The organism is Lentzea roselyniae (assembly GCF_039537795.1).
Lineage (GTDB): Bacteria > Actinomycetota > Actinomycetes > Mycobacteriales > Pseudonocardiaceae > Lentzea > Lentzea atacamensis.
The window spans coordinates 59,254-79,565 of the sequence record NZ_BAABBE010000006.1; the positions used below are offsets into that span (position 1 = coordinate 59,254).

At 68.6% G+C, this 20,312-nt stretch carries 24 protein-coding genes; 17 read left to right on the forward strand and 7 right to left on the reverse strand.

What is annotated here, in order from left to right:
• Positions 1 to 9: 9 nt before the first annotated feature.
• Genes ABFX45_RS12195 through ABFX45_RS12210 form a run of 4 tightly spaced genes read left to right on the forward strand, consistent with a single transcriptional unit; the run spans position 10 to position 3,263 of the window.
• Positions 10 to 1,146 (forward strand): WXG100 family type VII secretion target, encoded by a 1,137-nt coding sequence (locus tag ABFX45_RS12195; RefSeq protein ID WP_346130129.1) that lies wholly within the window; start codon positions 10 to 12, stop codon positions 1,144 to 1,146.
• Positions 1,147 to 1,162: 16 nt separating this feature from the next.
• On the forward strand, positions 1,163 to 2,293 hold the full coding sequence (locus ABFX45_RS12200) for a pyridoxal phosphate-dependent aminotransferase (protein ID WP_346129722.1): 1,131 nt from the start codon (positions 1,163 to 1,165) through the stop codon (positions 2,291 to 2,293).
• Positions 2,294 to 2,348: 55 nt separating this feature from the next.
• A complete protein-coding gene (locus ABFX45_RS12205) occupies positions 2,349 to 2,498 on the forward strand; it encodes a hypothetical protein (RefSeq protein WP_170154687.1) in 150 nt (49 codons plus the stop codon).
• Positions 2,499 to 2,537: 39 nt separating this feature from the next.
• A complete protein-coding gene (locus tag ABFX45_RS12210; protein WP_346129725.1) occupies positions 2,538 to 3,263 on the forward strand; it encodes a potassium channel family protein in 726 nt (241 codons plus the stop codon).
• On the opposite strand, the gene ABFX45_RS12215 is transcribed toward ABFX45_RS12210, so the two are convergent.
• Positions 3,207 to 3,803: an HAD-IA family hydrolase gene (locus ABFX45_RS12215; RefSeq protein WP_109629423.1), complete on the reverse strand. Its 597-nt coding sequence runs from the start codon at positions 3,801 to 3,803 to the stop codon at positions 3,207 to 3,209. The genes ABFX45_RS12210 and ABFX45_RS12215 overlap by 57 nt on opposite strands.
• Position 3,804: 1 nt before the next feature.
• Positions 3,805 to 4,806, reverse strand: coding sequence for a threonine aldolase family protein (locus ABFX45_RS12220; RefSeq protein ID WP_346130134.1), 1,002 nt, complete (start codon positions 4,804 to 4,806; stop codon positions 3,805 to 3,807).
• 123 nt (positions 4,807 to 4,929) lie between these two features.
• Between ABFX45_RS12220 and ABFX45_RS12225 the strand changes: the two genes are divergently transcribed.
• Genes ABFX45_RS12225 through ABFX45_RS12255 form a run of 7 tightly spaced genes read left to right on the forward strand, consistent with a single transcriptional unit; the run spans position 4,930 to position 10,345 of the window.
• On the forward strand, positions 4,930 to 5,448 hold the full coding sequence (locus tag ABFX45_RS12225) for a SigE family RNA polymerase sigma factor (RefSeq protein WP_346129728.1): 519 nt from the start codon (positions 4,930 to 4,932) through the stop codon (positions 5,446 to 5,448).
• 20 nt (positions 5,449 to 5,468) lie between these two features.
• Positions 5,469 to 6,158, forward strand: coding sequence for a hypothetical protein (locus ABFX45_RS12230; protein WP_109629416.1), 690 nt, complete (start codon positions 5,469 to 5,471; stop codon positions 6,156 to 6,158).
• Positions 6,159 to 6,185: 27 nt separating this feature from the next.
• Positions 6,186 to 6,770, forward strand: a complete 585-nt coding sequence (locus ABFX45_RS12235; protein ID WP_109629412.1) for a TetR/AcrR family transcriptional regulator — start codon at positions 6,186 to 6,188, stop codon at positions 6,768 to 6,770.
• A 57-nt stretch (positions 6,771 to 6,827) separates the two neighbouring features.
• Positions 6,828 to 7,361: a SigE family RNA polymerase sigma factor gene (locus ABFX45_RS12240; RefSeq protein WP_109629410.1), complete on the forward strand. Its 534-nt coding sequence runs from the start codon at positions 6,828 to 6,830 to the stop codon at positions 7,359 to 7,361.
• A complete protein-coding gene (locus ABFX45_RS12245; RefSeq protein WP_346129731.1) occupies positions 7,358 to 8,110 on the forward strand; it encodes a hypothetical protein in 753 nt (250 codons plus the stop codon). Before ABFX45_RS12240 ends, ABFX45_RS12245 begins: the two co-directional genes overlap by 4 nt.
• Positions 8,111 to 8,135: 25 nt before the next feature.
• Positions 8,136 to 9,554, forward strand: coding sequence for an adenylosuccinate lyase (gene purB / locus ABFX45_RS12250; RefSeq protein WP_112226556.1), 1,419 nt, complete (start codon positions 8,136 to 8,138; stop codon positions 9,552 to 9,554).
• Positions 9,551 to 10,345 carry an MOSC domain-containing protein gene (locus ABFX45_RS12255; RefSeq protein ID WP_109629401.1) on the forward strand — a complete coding sequence of 265 codons (795 nt, stop codon included), beginning with the start codon at positions 9,551 to 9,553 and terminating at the stop codon, positions 10,343 to 10,345. Before purB ends, ABFX45_RS12255 begins: the two co-directional genes overlap by 4 nt.
• On the opposite strand, the gene ABFX45_RS12260 is transcribed toward ABFX45_RS12255, so the two are convergent.
• Positions 10,342 to 10,779 (reverse strand): hypothetical protein, encoded by a 438-nt coding sequence (locus ABFX45_RS12260; protein ID WP_346129734.1) that lies wholly within the window; start codon positions 10,777 to 10,779, stop codon positions 10,342 to 10,344. The genes ABFX45_RS12255 and ABFX45_RS12260 overlap by 4 nt on opposite strands.
• A 90-nt stretch (positions 10,780 to 10,869) precedes the next feature.
• Between ABFX45_RS12260 and ABFX45_RS12265 the strand changes: the two genes are divergently transcribed.
• Positions 10,870 to 11,745, forward strand: coding sequence for a phosphoribosylaminoimidazolesuccinocarboxamide synthase (locus ABFX45_RS12265; RefSeq protein ID WP_109629396.1), 876 nt, complete (start codon positions 10,870 to 10,872; stop codon positions 11,743 to 11,745).
• Positions 11,746 to 11,795: 50 nt separating this feature from the next.
• Entirely contained in the window at positions 11,796 to 12,446 is a 651-nt protein-coding gene (locus ABFX45_RS12270; RefSeq protein WP_346129736.1) for a DUF2334 domain-containing protein, read from the forward strand.
• Here ABFX45_RS12270 and ABFX45_RS12275 read toward each other — a convergent pair.
• On the reverse strand, positions 12,409 to 13,032 hold the full coding sequence (locus tag ABFX45_RS12275; protein WP_346129738.1) for an MBL fold metallo-hydrolase: 624 nt from the start codon (positions 13,030 to 13,032) through the stop codon (positions 12,409 to 12,411). The two genes, ABFX45_RS12270 and ABFX45_RS12275, sit on opposite strands and share 38 nt — an antisense overlap.
• 252 nt (positions 13,033 to 13,284) lie before the next feature.
• Between ABFX45_RS12275 and ABFX45_RS12280 the strand changes: the two genes are divergently transcribed.
• Positions 13,285 to 14,238: a trypsin-like serine peptidase gene (locus ABFX45_RS12280; RefSeq protein ID WP_346129740.1), complete on the forward strand. Its 954-nt coding sequence runs from the start codon at positions 13,285 to 13,287 to the stop codon at positions 14,236 to 14,238.
• Here the strand turns inward: ABFX45_RS12280 and ABFX45_RS12285 are convergent.
• Positions 14,222 to 15,202 (reverse strand): NAD-dependent epimerase/dehydratase family protein, encoded by a 981-nt coding sequence (locus ABFX45_RS12285; RefSeq protein ID WP_109632894.1) that lies wholly within the window; start codon positions 15,200 to 15,202, stop codon positions 14,222 to 14,224. The two genes, ABFX45_RS12280 and ABFX45_RS12285, sit on opposite strands and share 17 nt — an antisense overlap.
• A gap of 170 nt (positions 15,203 to 15,372) precedes the next feature.
• Here ABFX45_RS12285 and purS point away from each other — a divergent pair, with 170 nt between their 5' ends.
• From purS to purL, 3 genes are read left to right on the forward strand one after another with little or no spacing between them, the layout of a single operon-like run.
• Positions 15,373 to 15,612 (forward strand): phosphoribosylformylglycinamidine synthase subunit PurS, encoded by a 240-nt coding sequence (gene purS, locus ABFX45_RS12290; protein WP_030465889.1) that lies wholly within the window; start codon positions 15,373 to 15,375, stop codon positions 15,610 to 15,612.
• Positions 15,609 to 16,280 carry a phosphoribosylformylglycinamidine synthase subunit PurQ gene (gene purQ, locus ABFX45_RS12295; protein WP_346129744.1) on the forward strand — a complete coding sequence of 224 codons (672 nt, stop codon included), beginning with the start codon at positions 15,609 to 15,611 and terminating at the stop codon, positions 16,278 to 16,280. Before purS ends, purQ begins: the two co-directional genes overlap by 4 nt.
• The gene (gene purL / locus ABFX45_RS12300) at positions 16,280 to 18,532 is read left to right on the forward strand and encodes a phosphoribosylformylglycinamidine synthase subunit PurL (RefSeq protein ID WP_109629388.1); all 2,253 of its coding nucleotides are present in this window, start codon (positions 16,280 to 16,282) and stop codon (positions 18,530 to 18,532) included. The genes purQ and purL overlap by 1 nt, the downstream gene beginning before the upstream one ends.
• A gap of 57 nt (positions 18,533 to 18,589) precedes the next feature.
• Here purL and ABFX45_RS12305 read toward each other — a convergent pair whose 3' ends face one another.
• Complete coding sequence (locus ABFX45_RS12305; RefSeq protein WP_112226562.1) at positions 18,590 to 19,381, reverse strand: lysozyme; 792 nt, start codon at positions 19,379 to 19,381, stop codon at positions 18,590 to 18,592.
• Between the two features lie 42 nt (positions 19,382 to 19,423).
• The gene (locus ABFX45_RS12310; protein ID WP_109632891.1) at positions 19,424 to 20,263 is read right to left on the reverse strand and encodes an aldo/keto reductase; all 840 of its coding nucleotides are present in this window, start codon (positions 20,261 to 20,263) and stop codon (positions 19,424 to 19,426) included.
• Positions 20,264 to 20,312: the final 49 nt, after the last annotated feature.

Sequence of the window (20,312 nt, forward strand, 5' to 3'; positions counted from 1 at the left end):
GTGAGCGCGATGGACGAGGTCGCCGCACTGCCCGGTGGGGCTGAGCTGGCCGCGCTCGCTGACAAGATCGAAACCGTGCAACCGCAGGCGGTGCGCGACATCGCGAACCGCTGGAAGCAGGCGGCCGGCAAGTGCGGCGACCAGACCAACGGCATGCAGAAGTCGGTCGGCCAGCTCGACGGCGCCTGGGAGGGCAAGTCGGCCGACGCCTTCGTCGCCTACATGGGCAACGTCATGAAGGCCGGCACCTCGATGACGGACGCGCTCAACGGTGCCGCGGCCGACCTGGAGGCGGCCGCGAACGCGTTGGAAAGCGCGAAGTCCTCGATGACGAGCATCTGCGAGAACCTGCTGAGCCGCGCCCGGCAGACGCGCCAGCAGCTGCGCAACCAGCCGCAGGAAGACGTCGACAGCATCATCCGCGGCTACTGCGCGGAGGCCACGAGTGACGCCAAACCCGTGATCTCCCAGGCGGAGAACGCCGTGAACGCCGCCGCGGGCACCCTCAGGGGCCGTCCCGGCGCGTTGTCGCCGAAGTTCTCGTCCATTGAGGACCCGAACACGCAGTCGTTCACGCCCGCGCCGGGCAAGCCGATCCAGTGGGCACCGACCCCGCCGCCCGACGACGCGACCAAGCCGTCCTCTTCGGACCCGCAGCCGAAGCAGACCCCGGCCCAGCCCCAAGGCGGCGGCGGTGGCGACACTCCAAGCGGCAGCAGCGGTGGCGGTGGCGGCGGAGGCGGCGGTCTCGGCCCGAGCGGCGGCCCGCCGTCCGGCAGCCCGCCTCCCGGCAACGTCGAGCAGTGGATCCGCGAGGCCATCAAGATCCTGCAGGCCAACGGCATCCCGGTCACCGACGAGAACATCGACGAGATCTGGAAGATCATCGAGAAGGAGTCGAGCGGCAACCCGCACGCCATCAACCTCTGGGACTCGAACGCCCAGAAGGGCACGCCGTCCAAGGGTCTGATGCAGTGCATCGACTCGACGTTCAACGCCCACAAGCTGCCTGGCCACGACGACATCTGGAACCCGGTCGACAACATCATCGCCGGTGTCCGGTACACGTTCTCGCGCTACGGCGGGTTCGAGGGCCACCCCGGTCTCAAGGCGATGGCGCAGGGCGGCGGTTACCAGGGCTACTAGGGGTTAGCCTGACGGCATGCTGACCGTGGCTGCCCGTGCCGACGTACCGCCCTTCCACGTCATGGACGTGCTTTCCGCTGCCGCGCAACGGCAGCGGACGCACGGCGACGTGATCTCGCTGGCCGCCGGGCAGCCCTCCAGCCCGGCGCCGCGGCTGGTGCGGGATGCCGCCGCGCAGGCCCTGAGCCAGCACGCGCTGGGATACACCGAGCAGCTCGGGATTCCCGAGCTCCGGCAGGCCATCGCCGGGCACTACCGGCGCCAGTACGACCTCGACGTGACGGCCGACGACGTGGTGGTCACCACCGGGTCGTCGGGCGCGTTCACGCTCGCGTTCCTGGCCGCGTTCGACGCCGGCGACCGGGTCGCGCTGGCGCGGCCCGGCTACCCCGCCTACCGCAACATCCTGAAAGCACTGGGGTGTGAGGTCGTCGAACTGCCGTGCGGGCCGGACACGCGTTTCCAGCCCACGGTCGACATGCTCGACGAGGATCTCAAGGGCGTGATCGTCGCCAGCCCGGCCAACCCCACCGGCACCGTGGTGGACGTCGGCCCGATCGCCCGGTGGTGCGAGACCAACGGCGTGCAGCTGGTCAGCGACGAGATCTACCACGGCATCAGCTACGGCGAGCCGCTGCACTGCGCCTGGGAGACGTCCAGGGAGGCGATCGTCGTCAACTCGTTCTCCAAGGCGTTCGCGATGACGGGCTGGCGGCTCGGCTGGATGCTGCTGCCTGAACGACTCCGCAGGGCCGTGGACTGCCTGACCGGCAACTTCACGCTGTGCCCACCCGCTCTGGCCCAGTACGCCGCGGTCGAGGCGTTTCACCCCGACGCCTACGCCGAAACGGCACAGCACCTGCAGCGGTACAAGACCAACCGGGACCTCCTCCTGGAAGGCCTGACGAACCTCGGGATCGACAAGCTCGCACCGGCCGACGGCGCGTTCTACGTCTACGCGGACATCCGGCACCTGACGGACGACTCGATGGCGTTCTGCCGCCGGTTCCTGGGCGACACCGGCGTGGCGATCGTGCCCGGCATCGACTTCGACCCGGTCGACGGGCACCACTTCGTGCGGATGTCGTTCGCGGGTGCCACCCAGGACATCGAGGAGGCTCTGCGCCGCCTCAAAGCCTGGCTGTAGATCGCAACAAAGCGGGCTCGCCGGACGTTCACAGGACGGAGAAGGGGAGGAATCCATGTGGGCGATCATCGGGTGGCTGGTGGCGATCTGGATCGTGCTGGCCGTCGTCGGAGCCGTCGTGAAGGGCCTTTTCTGGCTCGCTGTGATCGGAGTGCTACTCCTCGCAGGCACCGCGGCTTACGGTGCGGTCAAATCCAGGCGATGACCCCTGGTCTAAACGGGGCACACCACTCACCATGAAGCGGTGTTGCAGTCCAACGAGGCTCGCCTCGAGCGGTGGGAGAAAAAGGTCGAGTGGCCGCTGACGGCCCTCGCCGTGCTGTTCCTCGTCGTCTACGCGTGGCAGGTGTTCGACGACCACGGGGTCATGCACTTTCCGTTGGAGATCGCGTTGTGGCTGGTCTGGGCCGTGTTCGCGGCCGACTACGTCACCAGGCTGACCCTCGCGCAGAACAAGGTCCAATTCCTCAAGACGCACCTCTTCGATCTTGCCGCGGTCGTGCTGCCGATGGTGCGGCAATTGCGCGTCTTCAGGTTGATCACGGTCCTCACGCTGCTGAACAAGAAGTTCGAGGACAAGATCCGACAACGCGTGAGCATTTATGTCGGCGGAGTGACGGTTCTCGTCGTGTTCTGCGCGAGCCTCGCGGTGCTCGACGCGGAAAGGCACGTGGAAGGCGCCAGCATCACCACGTTCGGCGACGCGCTGTGGTGGACGCTCACCACCATGTCGACGGTCGGGTACGGCGACCGCTACCCCGTCACGGTGGAAGGACGGCTGGTCGCGGGCCTGCTCATGGTCGGCGGCATCGCGCTGCTCGGTGTCATCACCGGCACGATCGCCAGCTGGCTCGTGGAGAAGCTGCGCGGGGTCGAGGAAGCCGAGCTGGAGACCGCGAAGGAACTGCGGAACCTACGCGCCGAGATCGCCGAGCTCCGCGCGGAGCTCAAGACGCGCAGCAGCAGCTGACGTCCACAACCGCGCGTCGATCCCCGCGGCCAGCGCGCCGTCGACGTTGGTCTGGCGGTCGTCGTAGAAGACCAGGTCGGAGCTGCCGACGACGTCCTTGAGGTGCTGCCAGATCGCGGCATCCGGCTTCGCGTACCCGAGGTCGCCGGAGAAGATCAGGTGGCGGAACCGCTTGGCCCACGGCAGCTTCTCGGCCAGCCGCGCGAAGGTCACCGGCGCGTTCGACAGCAGTGCCAGCGGCACGCCCGACGAGGCCAGATCATCAATCAGCGCGACGGTTTCCGCCACCGGATCGTCCAGCCAGCCCGCGTTGTCCATCGCGGTCATCTCACGCACGGCGGATTCGTCGAGCGACAGCCCGAGCGACGACCCGATCAGCGACCAGTACTCCGCGTCCGACCCGCCGCGGTCGTAGGCGTCGCGGTCCCAGTACACGGCCTCGAAGCGCTCCAGCGACACCCCGAGCCGCTCGGCCATGAACGGCACCGCCGGGTTCCGCCTGCTGATGACCTCACCGAAGTCGAACACGATCCAGCGCATCTCAGGTGTCCTCTCGCAGCCGGCGCAGCACCTCGGCGATGTCGGACGAGTCCACGTCGCCGTGTGTCACGAACCGAACCTTGCCGGACATCGGACTGGCGAAAACCCCGACATCGCGCAACGACGTCAGCGTCTTGTCCAGGTCCGGCACCGACGCCAGGACGATGTTCGTGGCGGGCTCGGGCACGTCCCACCCCAGCGAGCGCAGCCCAGCGGCCAGTGCGGAAGCGTTCGCGTGATCGTCGGCCAGCCGGGAGATCCGGTCCAGTGCGACCAGACCGGCTGCAGCCAGAACGCCACCCTGCCGGACCCCGCCGCCGAGCATCTTCCGCACACGACGGGCCTCGACCACGAAGGAGGACGACCCGGCCACCAGAGACCCGACCGGTGCCCCGAGCCCCTTCGACAGACACACCTGCACGGTGTCCGCTCCGACCGTCAGCGCGGCGGGTGGCACGCCGAGAGCCACCGACGCGTTCCACAGCCGAGCCCCGTCCAGGTGCACCGCCAGCCCGACGGACCGCGCCGCGGACACCAGCAGCGCGTGCTCGTCCGGCGCGGTCAACGTGCCGCCGGACGCGTTGTGCGTGTTCTCCAGGCACAACAACGTCGTCCGCAGCCCGTAATAAGGAGACTCACCACCACCGGCGGCGAAGATCGCCTCCGGGGAGAGAACGGGAAGCCCGTGCGGCATCCCGCCCGCCAGCCACGCGGCGGTCCCGAGCTCGGCGTCCAGCACGTGCGCGCCGAGCGGGGCCAGGAACCGGTCCCCGCGCTGAAGGTGCAGGAACAGCGCGATCAGGTTGCCCATCGATCCGGAGGGAACCCAGAGAGCCGCCTCGACGCCGAGCAGCTCGGCGACCCGCTCCTCCAGCGCCGCCATGGTCGGGTCGTGGTCCAGCACGTCGTCGCCGACCTCTGCCGACGCCATCGCGCGGCGCATCTCCTCATCCGGCTGGGTGACGGTGTCCGAGCGCAGGTCGATGGGGGTCACGAGGGCGATCACATCACATCCGGTGAACGACCGAGGGGGTGATGTAGCTCTCGCTGGAGGTTCGTGCAACCGTTGTTGCCTCAGATTCCGTCCGGTAGGTGCAACTCGAGGAACGAGCGGAGAGCAGTCCGCGTGGATCAGCGCGACGAGCAGGAGTTCGCGGAGTACTTCGTGGCTCGCCGTGAGGCCGTGCGCCGAACGGCATACCTGCTGTGCGGCGACTGGCACCGCGCTGACGACTTCGCGCAGACAGCGTTCGTGGCGGTGCACAGGAGGTGGCGGAAGATCCGGGACAAGCAGGCTCTCGACGCCTACGTCCGGCGCACGCTCGTGCGCGCGGTGATCGACGAGTCGCGCCGTCCGTGGCGGCGCGAGAAGTTCACCGACGAGCTGCCGGAGTCACCGACGCCCGATCATGAGGTCGGCGACACGGTGGCGACGCGTGAGGCGTTGATGAAGGGCCTGCGCAGAGTCCCGCCGCGGCAACGGGCCGTGCTGGTGCTGCGGTTCCTCGAAGGCCTCGATGTAACGGCCACGGCCGAAGTGCTTAAGTGCTCGGAAGGAACTGTGAAGAGTCAGACCGCCCGCGGGCTGACGGCGTTGCGGGAAGCTCTCGGCGACGCCATCGACGACCTGCGACCGGCGTCGTGAACAGCGAGAGGAGGACGTAGATGGACGAGCAGAAGCTCGCGGACCTGTTCCGCGACGCGGCACACGACGCGCCACCGGCGTCCTTCGACGCGAGCGACGTCCGTACCGCTTCGCGCCGCGCCACGCTGCGCAGGCGCAACTCGATCGCCGCCGGCACCACGCTGGCCGTGGTGCTCGGTTTCGGTGGTGTCGTGGCGGGTACCAACTGGATCGACCAGGACAGGGGTGCTTCGAGCACCTTGGGTTCTGGGCAGGAGCGGGACAACGGGGCACAATCTCCCGAGACCGGACCGATGACCGAGCTGGAGGCCCAGCCTCCGGCCCAGAAGAACTTCCCTGGCGACCCGTCCACGCAGGGGGACGGGGCCACGCCGGGAAGCACTGGTCTTTTGACCAGTGAACGCGCAGTGCAGGGCTGCGCGGGTGTGGACCGAGAGCTCGCCGACGCCCTCGCCGGAGAGCTTTCGGTCTCACCGGACCTCGCGCAACCGCCGGCCGTGACGTGCCCGCCGGACTCCCGCGCGGCCGCGTTCAAGATCGATGGACTCACCATCACCGCGATCATCACGCCGCAGCCGTTCGAGGCACCCGCGGGCGCGCAGAAGGTCACGACCACCAAGGGCCAGGAGCTCTACGTGTTCACGCAGGGCGACGGCGAGCTGAAAGGCCAGGCCAAGCGCTTCGCGGACGCACTGGCGCCGAGGTTCTGATCAGCCGCCCAGTACTCTGGCTCGACTATGACGGCAGCAACCCCGAAGGGTGAGCGCAGGCGGCAGGCGCTCGTCGAGGCCGCGTCCGGACTGCTCGTGGAGGGCGGCTTCGACGCGGTCAGGCACCGCGCGGTCGCCGAACGCGCAGGTCTGCCGCTCGCGTCGACCACGTACTACTTCGACTCGCTCGACGAGCTGATCACCGCCGCGGTCGAGTTCCACGGCAGGGCGGAGCTCGCGAGCTGTCGGGAGCGGCTGGCCGGTCTGTCGGAGCAGCTGTCCGACGACGACGTGCTGATCGAGCTGATCCTCGACCTCCTGGTCGGCCAGGACGTGACCGACACCGAGACGATGCTGCTGCGCTACGAACGCCTCGTCGCGACCGGCCGCCGTCCGTACCTGCGGCCGTTGATGCGCGTGCTGTCCACGGAGCTGCACGAGCTGATCGCCGACATCTTCACCCGCTCCGGCCGTGACATCGCGCCGGACCGGGTCGAGGAGCTGATCGCGCTGGTGGACGGCGCGATGGTGAACGCGTTCATCGAGCTGAAGCCGGATCCACGCGGTGTCGCGGCCAGGATGCTCCGAACGGCCCTTTCGCGTCACGAGTGATGCAACCTCGCGTTCTCCTGATGCGTTCCCCTGGTTGAGGACGCGAGAGGGGATCGCATGCGCAAGGCCGATGAGCAGGGCTTTCGCGAATTCGCGGCAGCCAATGCCGCGTCTTTGCGACGCACCGCCTATCTGTTCTGTGGTGACTGGCACACGGCTGAAGACCTGATGCAGTCGAGCCTGATGAAGATGTACATGGCCTGGAAGCGCATCAAGGACCTCGACAACCTGATCGCGTACGCCCGCAAGGTGCTGCTGCGCACGTGGCTGGACGAGAAGCGCAGGCCGTGGCGCAGAGCCGAGCAGCGCGACGGGGAGCTGCCGGACACCGCCGACGCGACAGTCGATCCCGACAACACCAGCGCGAAGCTGTGGGCGCGTGAGCTGGTGCACACCGCGTTGCTGCAGGTGCCGCCGAGGCAACGGGCGGTGCTCGTGCTGCGTTATTTCGAAGACCTGTCGGTCGCCGAGGTGGCGGTGGCCATGGGTTGTACCGAGGGAACGGTCAAAAGCCAGACGGCGCGTGGTCTCGCGACACTGCGCACCATCGTGGAGAAGCTCGACAACAGTTCGGGGAGGGTCGCGTCGTGAGTGAGCAGGAGATCCGCGAGGGAATGCTGCTGGCCGTCTGGGACGAGCCGCCGCTCGACTTCGACCCGGACGCCCTGATCAGGCGGGTGGAGCAGAAAAAAAGTCGACGGCGAGCGCTGGTCGGTGTGGGCGTGGCTACGGCGGTGATCGCCGTGGCGTCGTTCGCGCTGCCCGGACTGCTGCCGCGCGACCGGGACAGCCAGCTCGGCTCCGAGACCCCGGCGAGCTCCTCGGCGCCCCCGAGCGAGTCCGCGGAGAAGAAGGCCCAGCGCATCGGCGAGAGGCTGGCCGAGACGCTCGGGGTGAGGATGACGAACTTCAAGGAGGTCTACTCGGACTTCCGCACTGTCTCGACGATCTCGAGCCCCAACTCGCCGTCCGGCCAGCGCAACGCGGCCGACGACCCCGATCTGCACGGCTACGTGCACCTGACCGACGGCATCGGGCCGACCGCACTGCGGGTCACCGGCGGCAAACTGCCGTACGAACTGGACCTCTGCTCCGGCGCGGTCTACTGCCAGAGCTCGACGCGCAGCGACGGGTCTGTCGTCACCGAGGCCGAGTACGCCGAGGGCGCACAGGAAATCACCAGGTCGGTGTCGGTGCGCAAGTTCAAGAGCGGGTACGTCGCGCAGATCCAGAGCTTCAACTACAACCCCGCGTCGGGCAGCGGTCTGCGTCAGACCGTGCCGGTGCGCGTGGGGGTGCTCACAGAGCTGGTGACGGACTCGAGCATCAACTGGGAGTGAGTCCGACGTGCACTAATCTGGCGGTGTGAGCAAGCCGCGCATCGCCAACGTCCTCGCAGGTCGCTACGCCTCCACGTCGCTCGCGACGCTCTGGTCGGCCGAGCACAAGATCGTGCTGGAGCGCCAGCTGTGGCTCGCGGTGCTGCAGGCCCAGGCGGCCGCGGGCATCGACGTGCCGGCTGCCGCGATCGCCGACTACGAGCGCGTGCTGGAGCAGGTCGACCTGGAGTCGATCGCCGCGCGTGAGCGGGTGACGCGGCACGACGTGAAGGCGCGCATCGAGGAGTTCAACGCGCTCGCGGGCCACGAGCAGGTCCACAAGGGCATGACCTCGCGCGACCTGACCGAGAACGTCGAGCAGCTGCAGGTCCTGCGCTCGCTGGAGCTCATCCGCAGCAAGGTCGCGGCGGTCCTCGGCCGCCTCGCGCGGCTCGCGGCAGAGCACACCGACCTCGTGATGGCCGGCCGCTCGCACAACGTGGCCGCCCAGGCCACGACGCTCGGCAAGCGGTTCGCGACCTCGGCGGACGAGCTGCTGGTCGCGTTCGGGCGGCTGGACGAGCTGATCGCGCGGTACCCGTTGCGCGGCATCAAGGGCCCGGTCGGCACCGCCCAGGACATGCTCGACCTGCTCGGCACGCCGGAGAAGCTGGAGGAGCTGGAGCGCACGGTCGCGGGTCACCTCGGCTTCGAGCGCGTGCTGACGTCGGTCGGCCAGGTGTACCCGCGCTCGCTCGACTTCGACGTGGTGTCGACGCTCGTGCAGCTCGCGGCGGCGCCGTCGTCGCTGGCGAAGACCATCCGCCTGATGGCGGGCCACGAGCTGGTGACCGAGGGCTTCAAGCCCGGCCAGGTCGGCTCCAGCGCCATGCCGCACAAGATGAACACCCGCTCGTGCGAGCGCGTGAACGGCTTCGCGGTGATCCTGCGCGGCTACCTGTCGATGGTCGGCGAGCTCGCGGGCGACCAGTGGAACGAGGGCGACGTGTCGTGCTCGGTGGTCCGCCGGGTCGCGCTGCCCGACGCCTTCTTCGCGTTCGACGGGCTGCTGGAGACGTTCCTGACGGTGCTGGACGAGTTCGGTGCCTACCCCGCCGTGGTCGCGCGTGAACTGGACCGCTACCTGCCGTTCCTCGGTACGACCAAGGTGCTGATGGCGGCCGTGCGCGCGGGTGTCGGCCGGGAGACCGCGCACGAGGCCATCAAGGAGAACGCGGTGGCCGTCGCGCTGGCGATGCGCGAGCAGGGCCTCGCGCAGAACGACCTGCTGGACCGGCTGGCCGCGGACGACCGCCTGCCGCTGGACCGCGCCGCGCTCGACGCGTTGCTGGCCGACCGCCTGTCGTTCACCGGCGTGGCGTCGGCGCAGGTCGCGTCCGTCGTCGAGCAGGTCGCCGCGGTCGTCGACAAGTACCCGGCCTACGAGCCGGAGCCGATTCTGTGATCGTTTCCGGCCTGCACGTCTATCCGATCAAGGGCTGCGGCGGGTGCTCCGTCGCGTCCTCGGCCGTCGACCTCACGGGGTTGCGGGACGACCGGATGATGATGCTGGTCGACGACGAGGGTGTCTTCCTGTCGCAGCGCAAGGTGCCGCAGATGGCCGCGCTGCGCCCGTCGCTCGCGGACTCCTCGCTGGTGATCGGCGGGGAGTCGTTCCCCGTTGTCGCCGACGGGCCGCGGGTTCCGGTCGTCGTCCACACCTGGCACGGCTTCGGGGTGGACCAGGGCGACGCCGCGGCCGCGTACTTCTCCGACGCGCTCGGCATGCCGGTGCGGCTCGTGCGGACGCCGCCGGACCTGCGCCGGGAGACGACCGGGGAGACCACCGGCCTGGTCGGCTACGCCGACGGCAACGCGTTGCTGATGCTCTCGCTGTCCTCCTTGGACGGACTGAACGAGCGGATCCTGGAACGCGGCGGGGAACCGGTGCCGATGAACCGGTTCCGTCCCAACGTGGTCGTGTCCGGCTGGGCGGAGCCGCACACCGAGGACCGGGTGCGGCGCGCGGCGATCGGCGACGTGGAACTGGCCTACGCCAAGGACTGTGTGCGTTGCGCGGTGCCGATGGTCGATCAGGAGACCGGGATCAAGGCCGGTCCCGAGCCGATCCGTTCGCTGGCGGCCTACCGGCGCACCGTGGACGGCGGCGTGACCTTCGGGATGAAGGCCCAGGTCGTGCGCACCGGCACGATCGCGGTCGGCGACAAGATCGACGTCCTGGAGTGGCGCTCCTAGGCCTTCTGCCAGCGCAGGCGGTCGTTGCGGCCACCGTCGTTGCGGCAGATCAGCGGCTCGCCCCGAGGGCTGAGACCGATTGCGCCCTCCGGCCGGCAGGACGCGCCCTCGCGGACGAAGAGACCCTGTTGCGGCGGCTCAGTGGTCGTCGTGGTCCGGGCGGGCGGCGGTGCCTGCACAGGCGGCGGCTTCGGCTGCGTCGTCGTGGTGGTGGTCGTGGTCGTAGTCGTCGTCGACGTCGTGGTCTTGACCGTGATCTCGGCAACGTCCGGGGTCGGCACGACGCTGACCGACTGGGTCGTGCTGGTGGGCTGCGAGCCTGGCGACGGGGACGAGACGGGGCTGGAGTCGATGCTCCACCCGGCCACGCCCAGCACGATGAGCAGTCCCAGGCTGGCCAATGCCGGGATCCACAGCGCCTTTCGGGTGAGCACGGGGTGCACCTTAAGGCTCTTCGTCCTTGATCTGTAGGGGTGAAGGGGTGTACGTCGGTTCCCGGTTCCCGTGCACGTACGCTGACCAGCGTGCCTACGCTCGCTGACTACCAGCACGTCGCCCGCGGCAAGGTTCGCGATCTGTACGACGTCGACGACGAGTTGTTGCTGTTCGTCGCGTCCGATCGCATCTCGGCCTACGACCACATCCTGAGCAGCGAGATCCCGGACAAGGGCCGGGTGCTCACCGCGATGAGCGTGTTCTGGTTCGAGCGGCTCACTCCGAACCACCTGGTCGCGTTCGACGACCCGCGCATTCCCGCCGAGGTCCGAGGCAGGGCGCTGCTGGTGCGCAAGCTGCAGATGGTCGACGTCGAGTGCGTGGCGCGCGGGTACCTGACGGGCTCCGGCATGGCCGACTACCAGGCGACCGGGGCGGTGTGCGGCATCGAGCTGCCGGTCGGGCTGGTCGAGGCGTCCGAACTGGACCCGCCGATCTTCACGCCCGCGTCGAAGGCCGAGATCGGCGCGCACGACGAGAACGTGTCGTTCGACGTCATCGCCGCGAAGCACGGTGAGGAACTGGCGTCGAAGCTGCGTGACCGCACGATCGAGCTGTACAGCGAGGCGCGCGCGTACGCGTTGACCCGCGGCCTGATCCTGGCGGACACGAAGTTCGAGTTCGGCCTGGACGCCTCGGGCGAACTGGTCCTGGCCGACGAGGTGTTCACGCCGGACTCGTCGCGGTACTGGCCGGCCGAGGGCTACGAGCCTGGTCGCGTGCAGCCGTCGTTCGACAAGCAGTACGTGCGCGACTGGCTGACGTCCGACGCCTCCGGCTGGGACCGGAAGTCGGACACGCCGCCGCCTCCGCTGCCCGCCGATGTCGTCGAGGCCACCCGGAACCGGTACGTCGAGGCGTACGAGCGCCTTACTGGCCGGTCTTTCGCTGACTGGCTCGCGTGAGTTAGCTCTGGTTTCACGCGGATGTCACCACGGCGTGGCGCACTCAGAACGTGCACTCACAGCTCGTGGTCTCACTGTCCGGCATCGGTCCGCAGACACTCGACCGATGCGCTGATCTCTCCGCGGCCCTCGACGCGCGGAAGGTGCCGTTGTCGCTGCTCGTGGTACCCCGCGAGCTCGGCGTGGCGCAGGAATGGGTGCGGCAACGTGCCGCGCTCGGCGACGCCGTCGTGCTGCACGGTCTCGGCCAGCGGCGGCTGCCCGCCTACGAGGCAGGCCTGCTGCTCACGGGCGCGCGTGTGCAGATGGAAGCCATCGGGCTCAACGCCGACACGTTCGCGCCGCGGCGTTGTGTGGCGTCGCCCGGGACGTTGATCGCGCTGGCCCAGCACCGGTTCAACCGCTGCGCCGACGCCCACGCCGTCCGCGACCTCGGCACCGGGCTCGCGACCATCGGCCGGTTGCACGCGCTGACCGAACGCAGCAGCTTCGGTGAGCTGCGGTCGCTGGCGCTGGTCTACGCGACGGCACGGTCCGCGCGGCGCGGTGGGCTGACCCGGATCACCGTGGACGCCCGCGACCTCCACCGGCCCGGCGCGCGGCAGGCCGTGCTCGACGCCGTGGACATCGCGCTCGCGCACGACGCCGCGCCGACCACGTACGTCAGACTGCCGTCTCCTCGCCGCGAGGCAGCGGCCTGACCTCGGTTCCCGCCGGCTTGAGGTTCTCGAAGTGCCGGTAGGCCATCTCCGGCATCGCGAGGACCGCCTCGTGGATCGGCACGGCCACGCGCGGCTTGATCGCGCGCATGAAGTCGACCGCCTCGCCGGTGCGCATCCACGGCGCGCCGGAGGGCAGGCCCAGCACGTCGACGTCCTCGTCGGGCACGAAGAGCGCGTCGCCGGGGTGGTAGAACGCGCCGTCGCCGATCACGTAACCGGTGTTCGGCACGATCGGGATGTCCTCGTGGATCACGGCGTGCTGACCGCCGACGACCTTGACCGTCGTGTCGCCGACCTTCAGCACGTCACCCGGCCGGGCGACCATCGGATTTTCGACGCTGGGCGCCGACCCCTCGTCGACGATCAGCTGCGCGTGCGGGTTGGCCCTGAGCAGCGCGGGCAGCTTCTCGGTGTCCAGGTGATCGAAGTGCTGGTGCGTGATCAGCACCGCGGCCAGGTCTTTCACGTCCTCGAACCCGGCGGAGAACGTGCCGGGGTCGATCAGGATGCGCGTCGACCCGGTGTCCAGCAACACACAGGCATGACCGAAGTGGACAACTCGCATGGATTCCTCCATTACCGACGTTCGGCGGGCTGACACGGTCAGGTGACGTCGGAAGTATCAAAGAGCATGAGGAAAACCCTGCAGCTCCTCACGGCACTGGCGCTCGCCCTGCCGATGACGTCCTTTGTCCCTGCAACCACCACCTCTACACCTGCTCAGGCTCTGGCGCCCCAATCGCAGGCGCCTCAGTCGCAGGAGATCGGCACCGAGGAGTCGCTCTCGGTCCGCGTGGGCGGAAAATCCCGTTCAACCATGATCGAACGGCCTGGATCCGGTTACGTCAAGATCCACTTCACCGACGTGAGAATCCTGCCGGGCGACGTGCTCACGGTGTCGAACCCTGACGGCACCGAGAAGTACACGTACACGCGGGATCTGAAGGCCTCCCTGACCGCCACGATCGACAGGTCCGGCTTCTGGGCCATGTCGATCACCGGCGACAAGGCCGTGGTGTCGGTGAACAACCCGCTCAGCCGGGTGCGGATCGACAAGATCACGCGCGGCTACACCGAGGCCGAGATGTCCTCGCAGCCGTCCGTGCAGAGCATCTGCGGCACGAACGACTACAAGGACGCGGTCTGCTACCAGTCCAGCAACCCGACCGAGTTCGGCAAGACCGCGTCGGTCGCGAAGCTGCTGCGCAACGGCAGCTCGCTGTGCACTGGGTGGCGAGTCGGCCCGAAGAACCACATGCTCACCAACAACCACTGCTTCACCAGCACGAACGGCATCGAGGTCTGGTTCAACTACCAGTGCCCGACCTGCGGCGGCACCACTTCGGCCACCGTTACCAAGGTGATGGCGGACCGCGTGCTGAAGACCAACGCCGGCCTCGACTACACGCTCTTCAGCGTGAGGAACTTCGAGACCATCACCTCGTTCGGTTACCTCGAACTGGACGCGCGCGTTCCGGCCGTGGGTGAAGAGATGTACATCATCGGTCACCCGGCGGGGAAGCTGAAGAAGTTGTCGTTGCGCGACAACAACAACGGCGGCGGCTACTGCGTCGTGCGCGCGGTGCGCGTGAACGGCAGCTCGTCGCAGTCCGACATCAGCTACATGTGCGACACCGAAGGCGGCTCGTCCGGCTCGCCGGTGCTGTCGAGGCGCACGCACAAGGTGATCGGGCTCCACCACTTCGGCGGCTGCCCGAACCAGGGCGTGCGCATCGACCTCGTCGCCGCGCAGATCAACCCACTGCTGTAAGGATTTCCTCCTCCTCGGCCGTCGTCAGCCCGGCCTTGCGAGGCCGATCCAGCCCGAGGCCGCGCTCGTACTCCAGCGAGTCGAGCGCGGTCTCGGCCAGCGGCCTGGTCCTGAGCCCGTTCGCCAGCGCGTTGCTGACATCGCGGCCGGTCATCCTGGCCCATTCCCGCGGCAGCCACAGCGGAATGGACCGCGGGCCCGACCACGGGTTGATCCGCAGCTCCTCCAGCACGCTCTCCGGCACCGGAACGAGCTGGGTACCGGGAGGCGCGGTGGCCCCCGCGATCTCCCCGATCGCCATCTGGAACGGCATCACCGGCCCGGTCGAGTCGTACGTGCCCGTCACCCGCTCCTCGGCCGCGAAGACGATCCACTGCGCCAGATCCCGCACGTCGATGTGCTGGACCCCCAGATCGGGACTGTCCGGCACAGCCACCCGCCCGCCCTTGCTGAGCCGCGCGGGCCAGTACCCGAACCTGTCGCTGGGGTCGCCCGGCCCGGTGATCAGTCCGGCCCTGACGATGAACTCGCGGCCTCGCACGGCCTCCTTGACCGCGTTCTCACTCGCCACCTTGACGCTGCCGTACCGCTCCGCCGTGAACTCGGCCGCCGGGTCGTCCTCGAGGGGCGGGAGGAGCTCGTCGCTGCCCGTCGAGTGATCGGCGTAGACCGAGATGCTCGACACGAAGGTCCAGTGCGGCGTCGTCGGCCCGAACGCCTCCAACGCGTCCCGAACCCAGTTCACCGAGTACTTGGCCACGTCGATCACCGAGTCGAACTGCTCCCCGGCGAGCTGGTCGAACGCACCGGGTTTGTTTCTGTCGACCGAGACCAGGCGTGCCCCTTCCGGCACAGCGCCAGAGGCACCGCGGGCCGCGCACACGACGTCGTGGCCGCGGCGGACGGCCTCCGCCGTGATCGCCTTGCTGAGGAACACGGTTCCGCCGAGCACCAGGATCTTCATGATCTCCAGCATCCGTGGGTGGCGGCGGAATGGCCACCGGTCTCGCTGTCAGCGAACCGGGTGGCGAGCACCCGAAGGTGTGCCGCCGAACACGTGTCGAGTTGATGAACACGCAGGTCAGGTAGGCTCCCGAAGTACCGCCAGCCCCTCGAACACGGGAGCAGTCTGTCGTGGCCCGAGTCGTCGTCGACGTCATGCCGAAGCCCGAAATTCTCGATCCCCAAGGACAGGCGGTGGCGAACGCGCTGCCGCGCCTCGGGTTTGACGGCATCACCGCCGTCCGCCAGGGCAAGCACTTCGAGCTGGAGGTTGCCGACGACGTCGACGACGCCACGCTCGCCAAGATCGCGGAGACCTTCCTCGCCAACCCGGTGATCGAGGACTGGACCGTGCGCAGGGTCGAGGCATGAAGGTCGGTGTCATCACCTTCCCCGGCACGCTCGACGACGTCGACGCGCAGAGGGCCGTGAAGTACGCCGACGGGGAGGCTGTGCCGCTGTGGCACGGTGACCACGACCTCAAGGGCGTCGACGCGGTGGTTGTGCCCGGTGGCTTCTCGTACGGCGACTACCTGCGGTGCGGTGCCATCGCGCGGTTCGCGCCGGTCATGCAGGAAGTGATCGAGGCCGCGAACAAGGGGATGCCGGTGCTCGGCATCTGCAACGGCTTCCAGATCCTCGCCGAGGCCCACCTGCTGCCGGGTGCGCTGGTCCGCAACCACAAGCTGCACTTCGTCTGCCGCGACCAGTGGCTCAGCGTCGAGAACAACACGACCGCCTGGACGACCCGCTACGACGAAAAGGCCGAGATCCTCGTGCCGCTGAAGTCCGGCGAGGGCGGTTACCAGGCCGGTCAGAAGACCCTCGACGAGCTCGAGGACAACGGCAGGGTCGTCTTCCGGTACGTCGGCGAGAACCCGAACGGCAGCCGCAACAACATCGCGGGCATCACCAACGCCAAGGGCAACGTCGTCGGCCTCATGCCGCACCCCGAGCACGCCATCGACGCGCTCACCGGCCCGACCGACGACGGGCTGGGCATGTTCCTGTCCCTGCTCGACACGGTGGTGAAGGCCTGATGATCGACACCGTCAAGAACGCGGAGAACACGCCCGACCAGGAGCAGCCCTACAGGGAGCTGGGCCTGAAGGACGACGAGTACGCGCGCATCAGGGAGATCCTCCAGCGCCGCCCGACGGACGCCGAGCTCGCGATGTACTCGGTCATGTGGAGTGAGCACTGCTCCTACAAGTCGTCCAAGGTGCACCTGAAGTACTTCGGCGAGACCACGACCGACGAGATGCGCAGCAAGATGCTCGCGGGCATCGGCGAGAACGCCGGCGTCGTCGACGTCGGTGACGGCTGGGCGGTCACGTTCAAGGTCGAGAGCCACAACCATCCGTCGTACGTCGAGCCCTACCAGGGCGCGGCCACGGGGGTCGGCGGCATCGTGCGCGACATCCTCGCCATGGGTGCGCGTCCGCTCGCGGTCATGGACCCGCTGCGGTTCGGCAGGCCCGACGCGGCGGACACCAGGCGCGTGCTGCCCGGCATCGTCGCGGGTGTCGGCGGTTACGGGAACTGCCTCGGTCTGCCGAACATCGGCGGCGAGGTCGTCTTCGACGAGTCGTACCAGGGCAACCCGCTGGTCAACGCCCTGTGCGTGGGTGCGATGCGCGTGGAGGACCTGCACCTCGCGCACGCGTCGGGCACCGGCAACAAGGTCATCCTCTACGGCGCGCGCACCGGCCTCGACGGCATCGGTGGCGTGAGTGTCCTGGCGAGCGAGACGTTCGACGACAGCGCCGGCAAGCGCAAGAAGCTGCCGAGCGTCCAGGTGGGCGACCCGTTCACGGAGAAGGTGCTGATCGAGTGCTCGCTGGAGCTCTTCGAGAAGGGCATCGTCGTCGGCATCCAGGACCTCGGCGGCGCGGGACTGTCCTGCGCGACGAGTGAGCTGGCGTCCGCCGGTGACGGTGGCATGCACGTCTACCTGGAACGCGTCCCGCTGCGGGCCACCGGCATGACCCCCGCGGAGATCCTCTCCAGCGAGTCCCAGGAACGCATGTGCGCGGTCGTCGAGCCGGGCAACGTCGAGGCGTTCATGGAGGTCTGCCGGAAGTGGGACGTCATCGCCACCGAGATCGGTGAGGTGACCGACGGCGACCGCCTGGTGATCACGTACCACGGCGAGGTCGTCGTGGACGTGCCGCCGCGCACCGTCGCCCACGAGGGCCCGGTCTACCACCGGCCGATCCAGCGCCCGGCCGACCAGGACGAGCTGCAGGCCAACACGCCGGACAGCCTGCCGAGGCCGGAGAACCTGCTGGAGCTCGTCAAGACCATGGCGGCCAGCCCCAACCTGGCCTCCAAGAAGTGGGTCACGCAGCAGTACGACCGGTACGTGCGGGGCAACACGGTCCTCGCGCAGCCCAGCGACGGCGGCATGATCCGGATCGACGAGGAGACGCACCGCGGCGTCGCCCTCTCGACGGACTGCAACGGCCGCTACACCAAGCTCGACCCGTACGAGGGCGCCAAACTCGCGCTCGCCGAGGCCTACCGCAACGTCGCGGCCACCGGTGCCACGCCGGTCGCCGTCACCAACTGCCTCAACTTCGGCTCGCCGGAGGACCCCGGTGTCATGTGGCAGTTCGAGCAGGCCGTGAAGGGCCTCGCGGACGGCTGCGCGGAGCTGGGCATCCCGGTGACCGGCGGCAACGTCAGCTTCTACAACCAGACCGGTTCCACGGCGATCCTGCCGACGCCGGTCGTGGGCGTGCTGGGCGTGATCGACGACGTGCGGCGCCGCATCCCCACCGGGATCGGGGCAGAGGCCGGCGAGACGCTGCTGCTGCTCGGCGAGACGCGTGAGGAGTTCGGCGGGTCGGAGTGGGCGCACCACGTCCACGGCCACCTCGGCGGTCTGCCGCCGAAGGTCGACCTGCAACGCGAGAAGCTGCTCGGCCAGGTCCTCGTCGCGGGTTCCCGTGACGGCATGGTCTCGGCCGCGCACGACCTCTCGGAGGGCGGTCTGGCCCAGGCGCTGGTCGAGACGTGCCTGATCGGCGAGACGGGTGCGCGGGTCTTCCTCGAGGGCGACCTGTTCACCGCGCTGTTCAGCGAGTCCGCCGGCCGCGTGCTGGTCGCCGTGCCGCGGACCGAGGAGCAGCGCTTCACCGACATGTGCACCGCGCGCGCTCTGCCGTGGCGCAAGGTCGGCGTCGTCGACCCGGAGTCGAACGCCCTGGAGATCCAGGGCCTCGGTGAGCTCCCGCTCGACGAGCTCCGCGAGGCCTGGGAGGGCACCCTCCCGGCACTGTTCGACTAGCTGTTTGAGCGTCTGCAAGTACCACCAACCGCGGGCTGGTGGTACTTGCAGGCGCGGTCAGCTCGCGGCGATCCGCTGCAGCTGCTCGAACTTGCCGTTGAACAGGTTCTGGTCGCCGGGGAAGAGCCCGGCGGCCTGCCACTGCCAGATCGTGTGGAACTCGAAGCCCATCGGCAACGGCCCGAGCTTCGAGTTGTAGTGCGCGACCCACAACGGGTTGTTGTCGCCGAACTTCACCGAGCCGCCGACGCACTTGTTCCACCAGCTCGTGGACGTGTAGATCATCGGATGCCGCTTGGTGCGCGCGAAGACCGTGTCGCTGAACGCCTTCACCCAGGCGGTCATCGCCTCCTGGCTCATCTTGTAGCAGGTGTCGCCGTACGGGTTGTACTCCATGTCCAACGCCGGCGGCAGCGTCCTGCCGTCCGGTGACCAGCCACCGCCGTTGTCCACGAAGAAGTTCGCCTGCTTGGCCCCGTCGGACCGGTCCGGCAGCGCGAAGTGGTACGCGCCGCGGATCATGCCGACGTCGTAGGAACCGTTGTACTGCTGGGTGAACTTCGGGTTCCGGTAGTGGGTGCCCTCGGTCGCCTTGACGTAGGCGAACCGGGCTCCTTTGCCCCACGAGGACTTCCAGTCGACGTCACCCTGGTGGCTGCTGACGTCCATGCCGGGCACTTTGCCGTCTGTCGGTGGCGACTCCGCTGTTCGCAGATCGCCTGCACCTTCGTGTTTGAGTATCTGAGAACCCGCGAAGTGGTCCGCGGAGCCCTCTGGCAAGGGCGCCGCGGACGCGGGAGCCGGCGTGATGCCGGCGACGATCGCCACGATGCTGATCAAGGTCCGCATGGAGTAGATGGTCCGACCATCTGGACCAATCGGCCACCGGCATCACCCGTCCAGGCGGGCCAGCTCCTCCGCGGTCAACTCCAGGTGGGTGGCCGCTGCGGAATCGCGGATGCTCGCCGGTCGCGAAGCACCCGGAATGGGGACTACCACTTCTGACTTCGCCAGCATCCACGCGAGGCAGGCCTGGTGCGCGCTCACGCCGTGCGCGTCGCCGACCTCCTTGAACGGACCGCTCAACGCGCCCGCCTTGCTGATGCCACCGAACGGGCTCCACGGCAGGAACGCGATGCCGAGCTTGTCGCACAGCTCCAGCTCCGGCTCGCTCGACCGGAACGACGGCGAGAACTGGTTCTGCACGGCCGCGAGCCGCCCGCCCAGGATGTCGTTGGCCAGCACGATCTCGTCGGGGTTGAAGTTGGAGACACCCGCGTACCGGATCTTGCCGTTGTCCAGCAGCTCCTTCAGCGCGCCGACGGACTCGGCGATCGGCACCTTCGGGTCCGGCCGGTGGAACTGGTACAGGAAGATCTGGTCGACGCCGAGCCGCCGCAACGACCCGTCAACGGCCTTGCGCAGGTACTCGGGCCGCCCGTCGAGGCCCCAGCCACCGCCCGGCTCGCGGGTGTGACCGCCCTTCGTCGCGACGAACACCTCCTCCGGCCTGCCGCGCAACGCCTCGGCGATCAGCTCCTCGTTGTGGCCGAAGTCGCTGTCGTCGAGCGAGTAGGCGTCGGCGGTGTCGATGAACGTCACGCCCGCGTCGAGCGCGGCGTGAATGGTCTCGATCGCCTGCGCGCGGTCCGGCCTCCCCTGGATGGAGACGGGCATGCCGCCCAGGCCGATGGCGCTGACTTCCACTTCTCCGATACGACGCTTCTGCATGAACTCCACTCTGGACCACCTCGATTAAGCTGTCCAACGCAGAGAAGTG

What these genes read in the sequence shown, in the direction of transcription:
- purL (WP_109629388.1), top strand. Translation starts at nt 16,280, where the DNA reads ATGATCGACACCGTCAAGAACGCGGAGAACACGCCCGACCAGGAGCAG.
- ABFX45_RS12195 (WP_346130129.1), top strand. Translation starts at nt 10, where the DNA reads ATGGACGAGGTCGCCGCACTGCCCGGTGGGGCTGAGCTGGCCGCGCTC.
- ABFX45_RS12230 (WP_109629416.1), top strand. Translation starts at nt 5,469, where the DNA reads ATGGACGAGCAGAAGCTCGCGGACCTGTTCCGCGACGCGGCACACGAC.
- ABFX45_RS12280 (WP_346129740.1), top strand. Translation starts at nt 13,285, where the DNA reads ATGATCGAACGGCCTGGATCCGGTTACGTCAAGATCCACTTCACCGAC.
- ABFX45_RS12240 (WP_109629410.1), top strand. Translation starts at nt 6,828, where the DNA reads ATGCGCAAGGCCGATGAGCAGGGCTTTCGCGAATTCGCGGCAGCCAAT.
- ABFX45_RS12205 (WP_170154687.1), top strand. Translation starts at nt 2,349, where the DNA reads ATGTGGGCGATCATCGGGTGGCTGGTGGCGATCTGGATCGTGCTGGCC.
- ABFX45_RS12275 (WP_346129738.1), bottom strand. Translation starts at nt 13,032, where the DNA reads ATGCGAGTTGTCCACTTCGGTCATGCCTGTGTGTTGCTGGACACCGGG.
- ABFX45_RS12310 (WP_109632891.1), bottom strand. Translation starts at nt 20,263, where the DNA reads ATGCAGAAGCGTCGTATCGGAGAAGTGGAAGTCAGCGCCATCGGCCTG.
- purQ (WP_346129744.1), top strand. Translation starts at nt 15,609, where the DNA reads ATGAAGGTCGGTGTCATCACCTTCCCCGGCACGCTCGACGACGTCGAC.
- ABFX45_RS12235 (WP_109629412.1), top strand. Translation starts at nt 6,186, where the DNA reads ATGACGGCAGCAACCCCGAAGGGTGAGCGCAGGCGGCAGGCGCTCGTC.
- ABFX45_RS12305 (WP_112226562.1), bottom strand. Translation starts at nt 19,381, where the DNA reads ATGCGGACCTTGATCAGCATCGTGGCGATCGTCGCCGGCATCACGCCG.
- ABFX45_RS12215 (WP_109629423.1), bottom strand. Translation starts at nt 3,803, where the DNA reads ATGCGCTGGATCGTGTTCGACTTCGGTGAGGTCATCAGCAGGCGGAAC.
- ABFX45_RS12285 (WP_109632894.1), bottom strand. Translation starts at nt 15,202, where the DNA reads ATGAAGATCCTGGTGCTCGGCGGAACCGTGTTCCTCAGCAAGGCGATC.
- ABFX45_RS12200 (WP_346129722.1), top strand. Translation starts at nt 1,163, where the DNA reads ATGCTGACCGTGGCTGCCCGTGCCGACGTACCGCCCTTCCACGTCATG.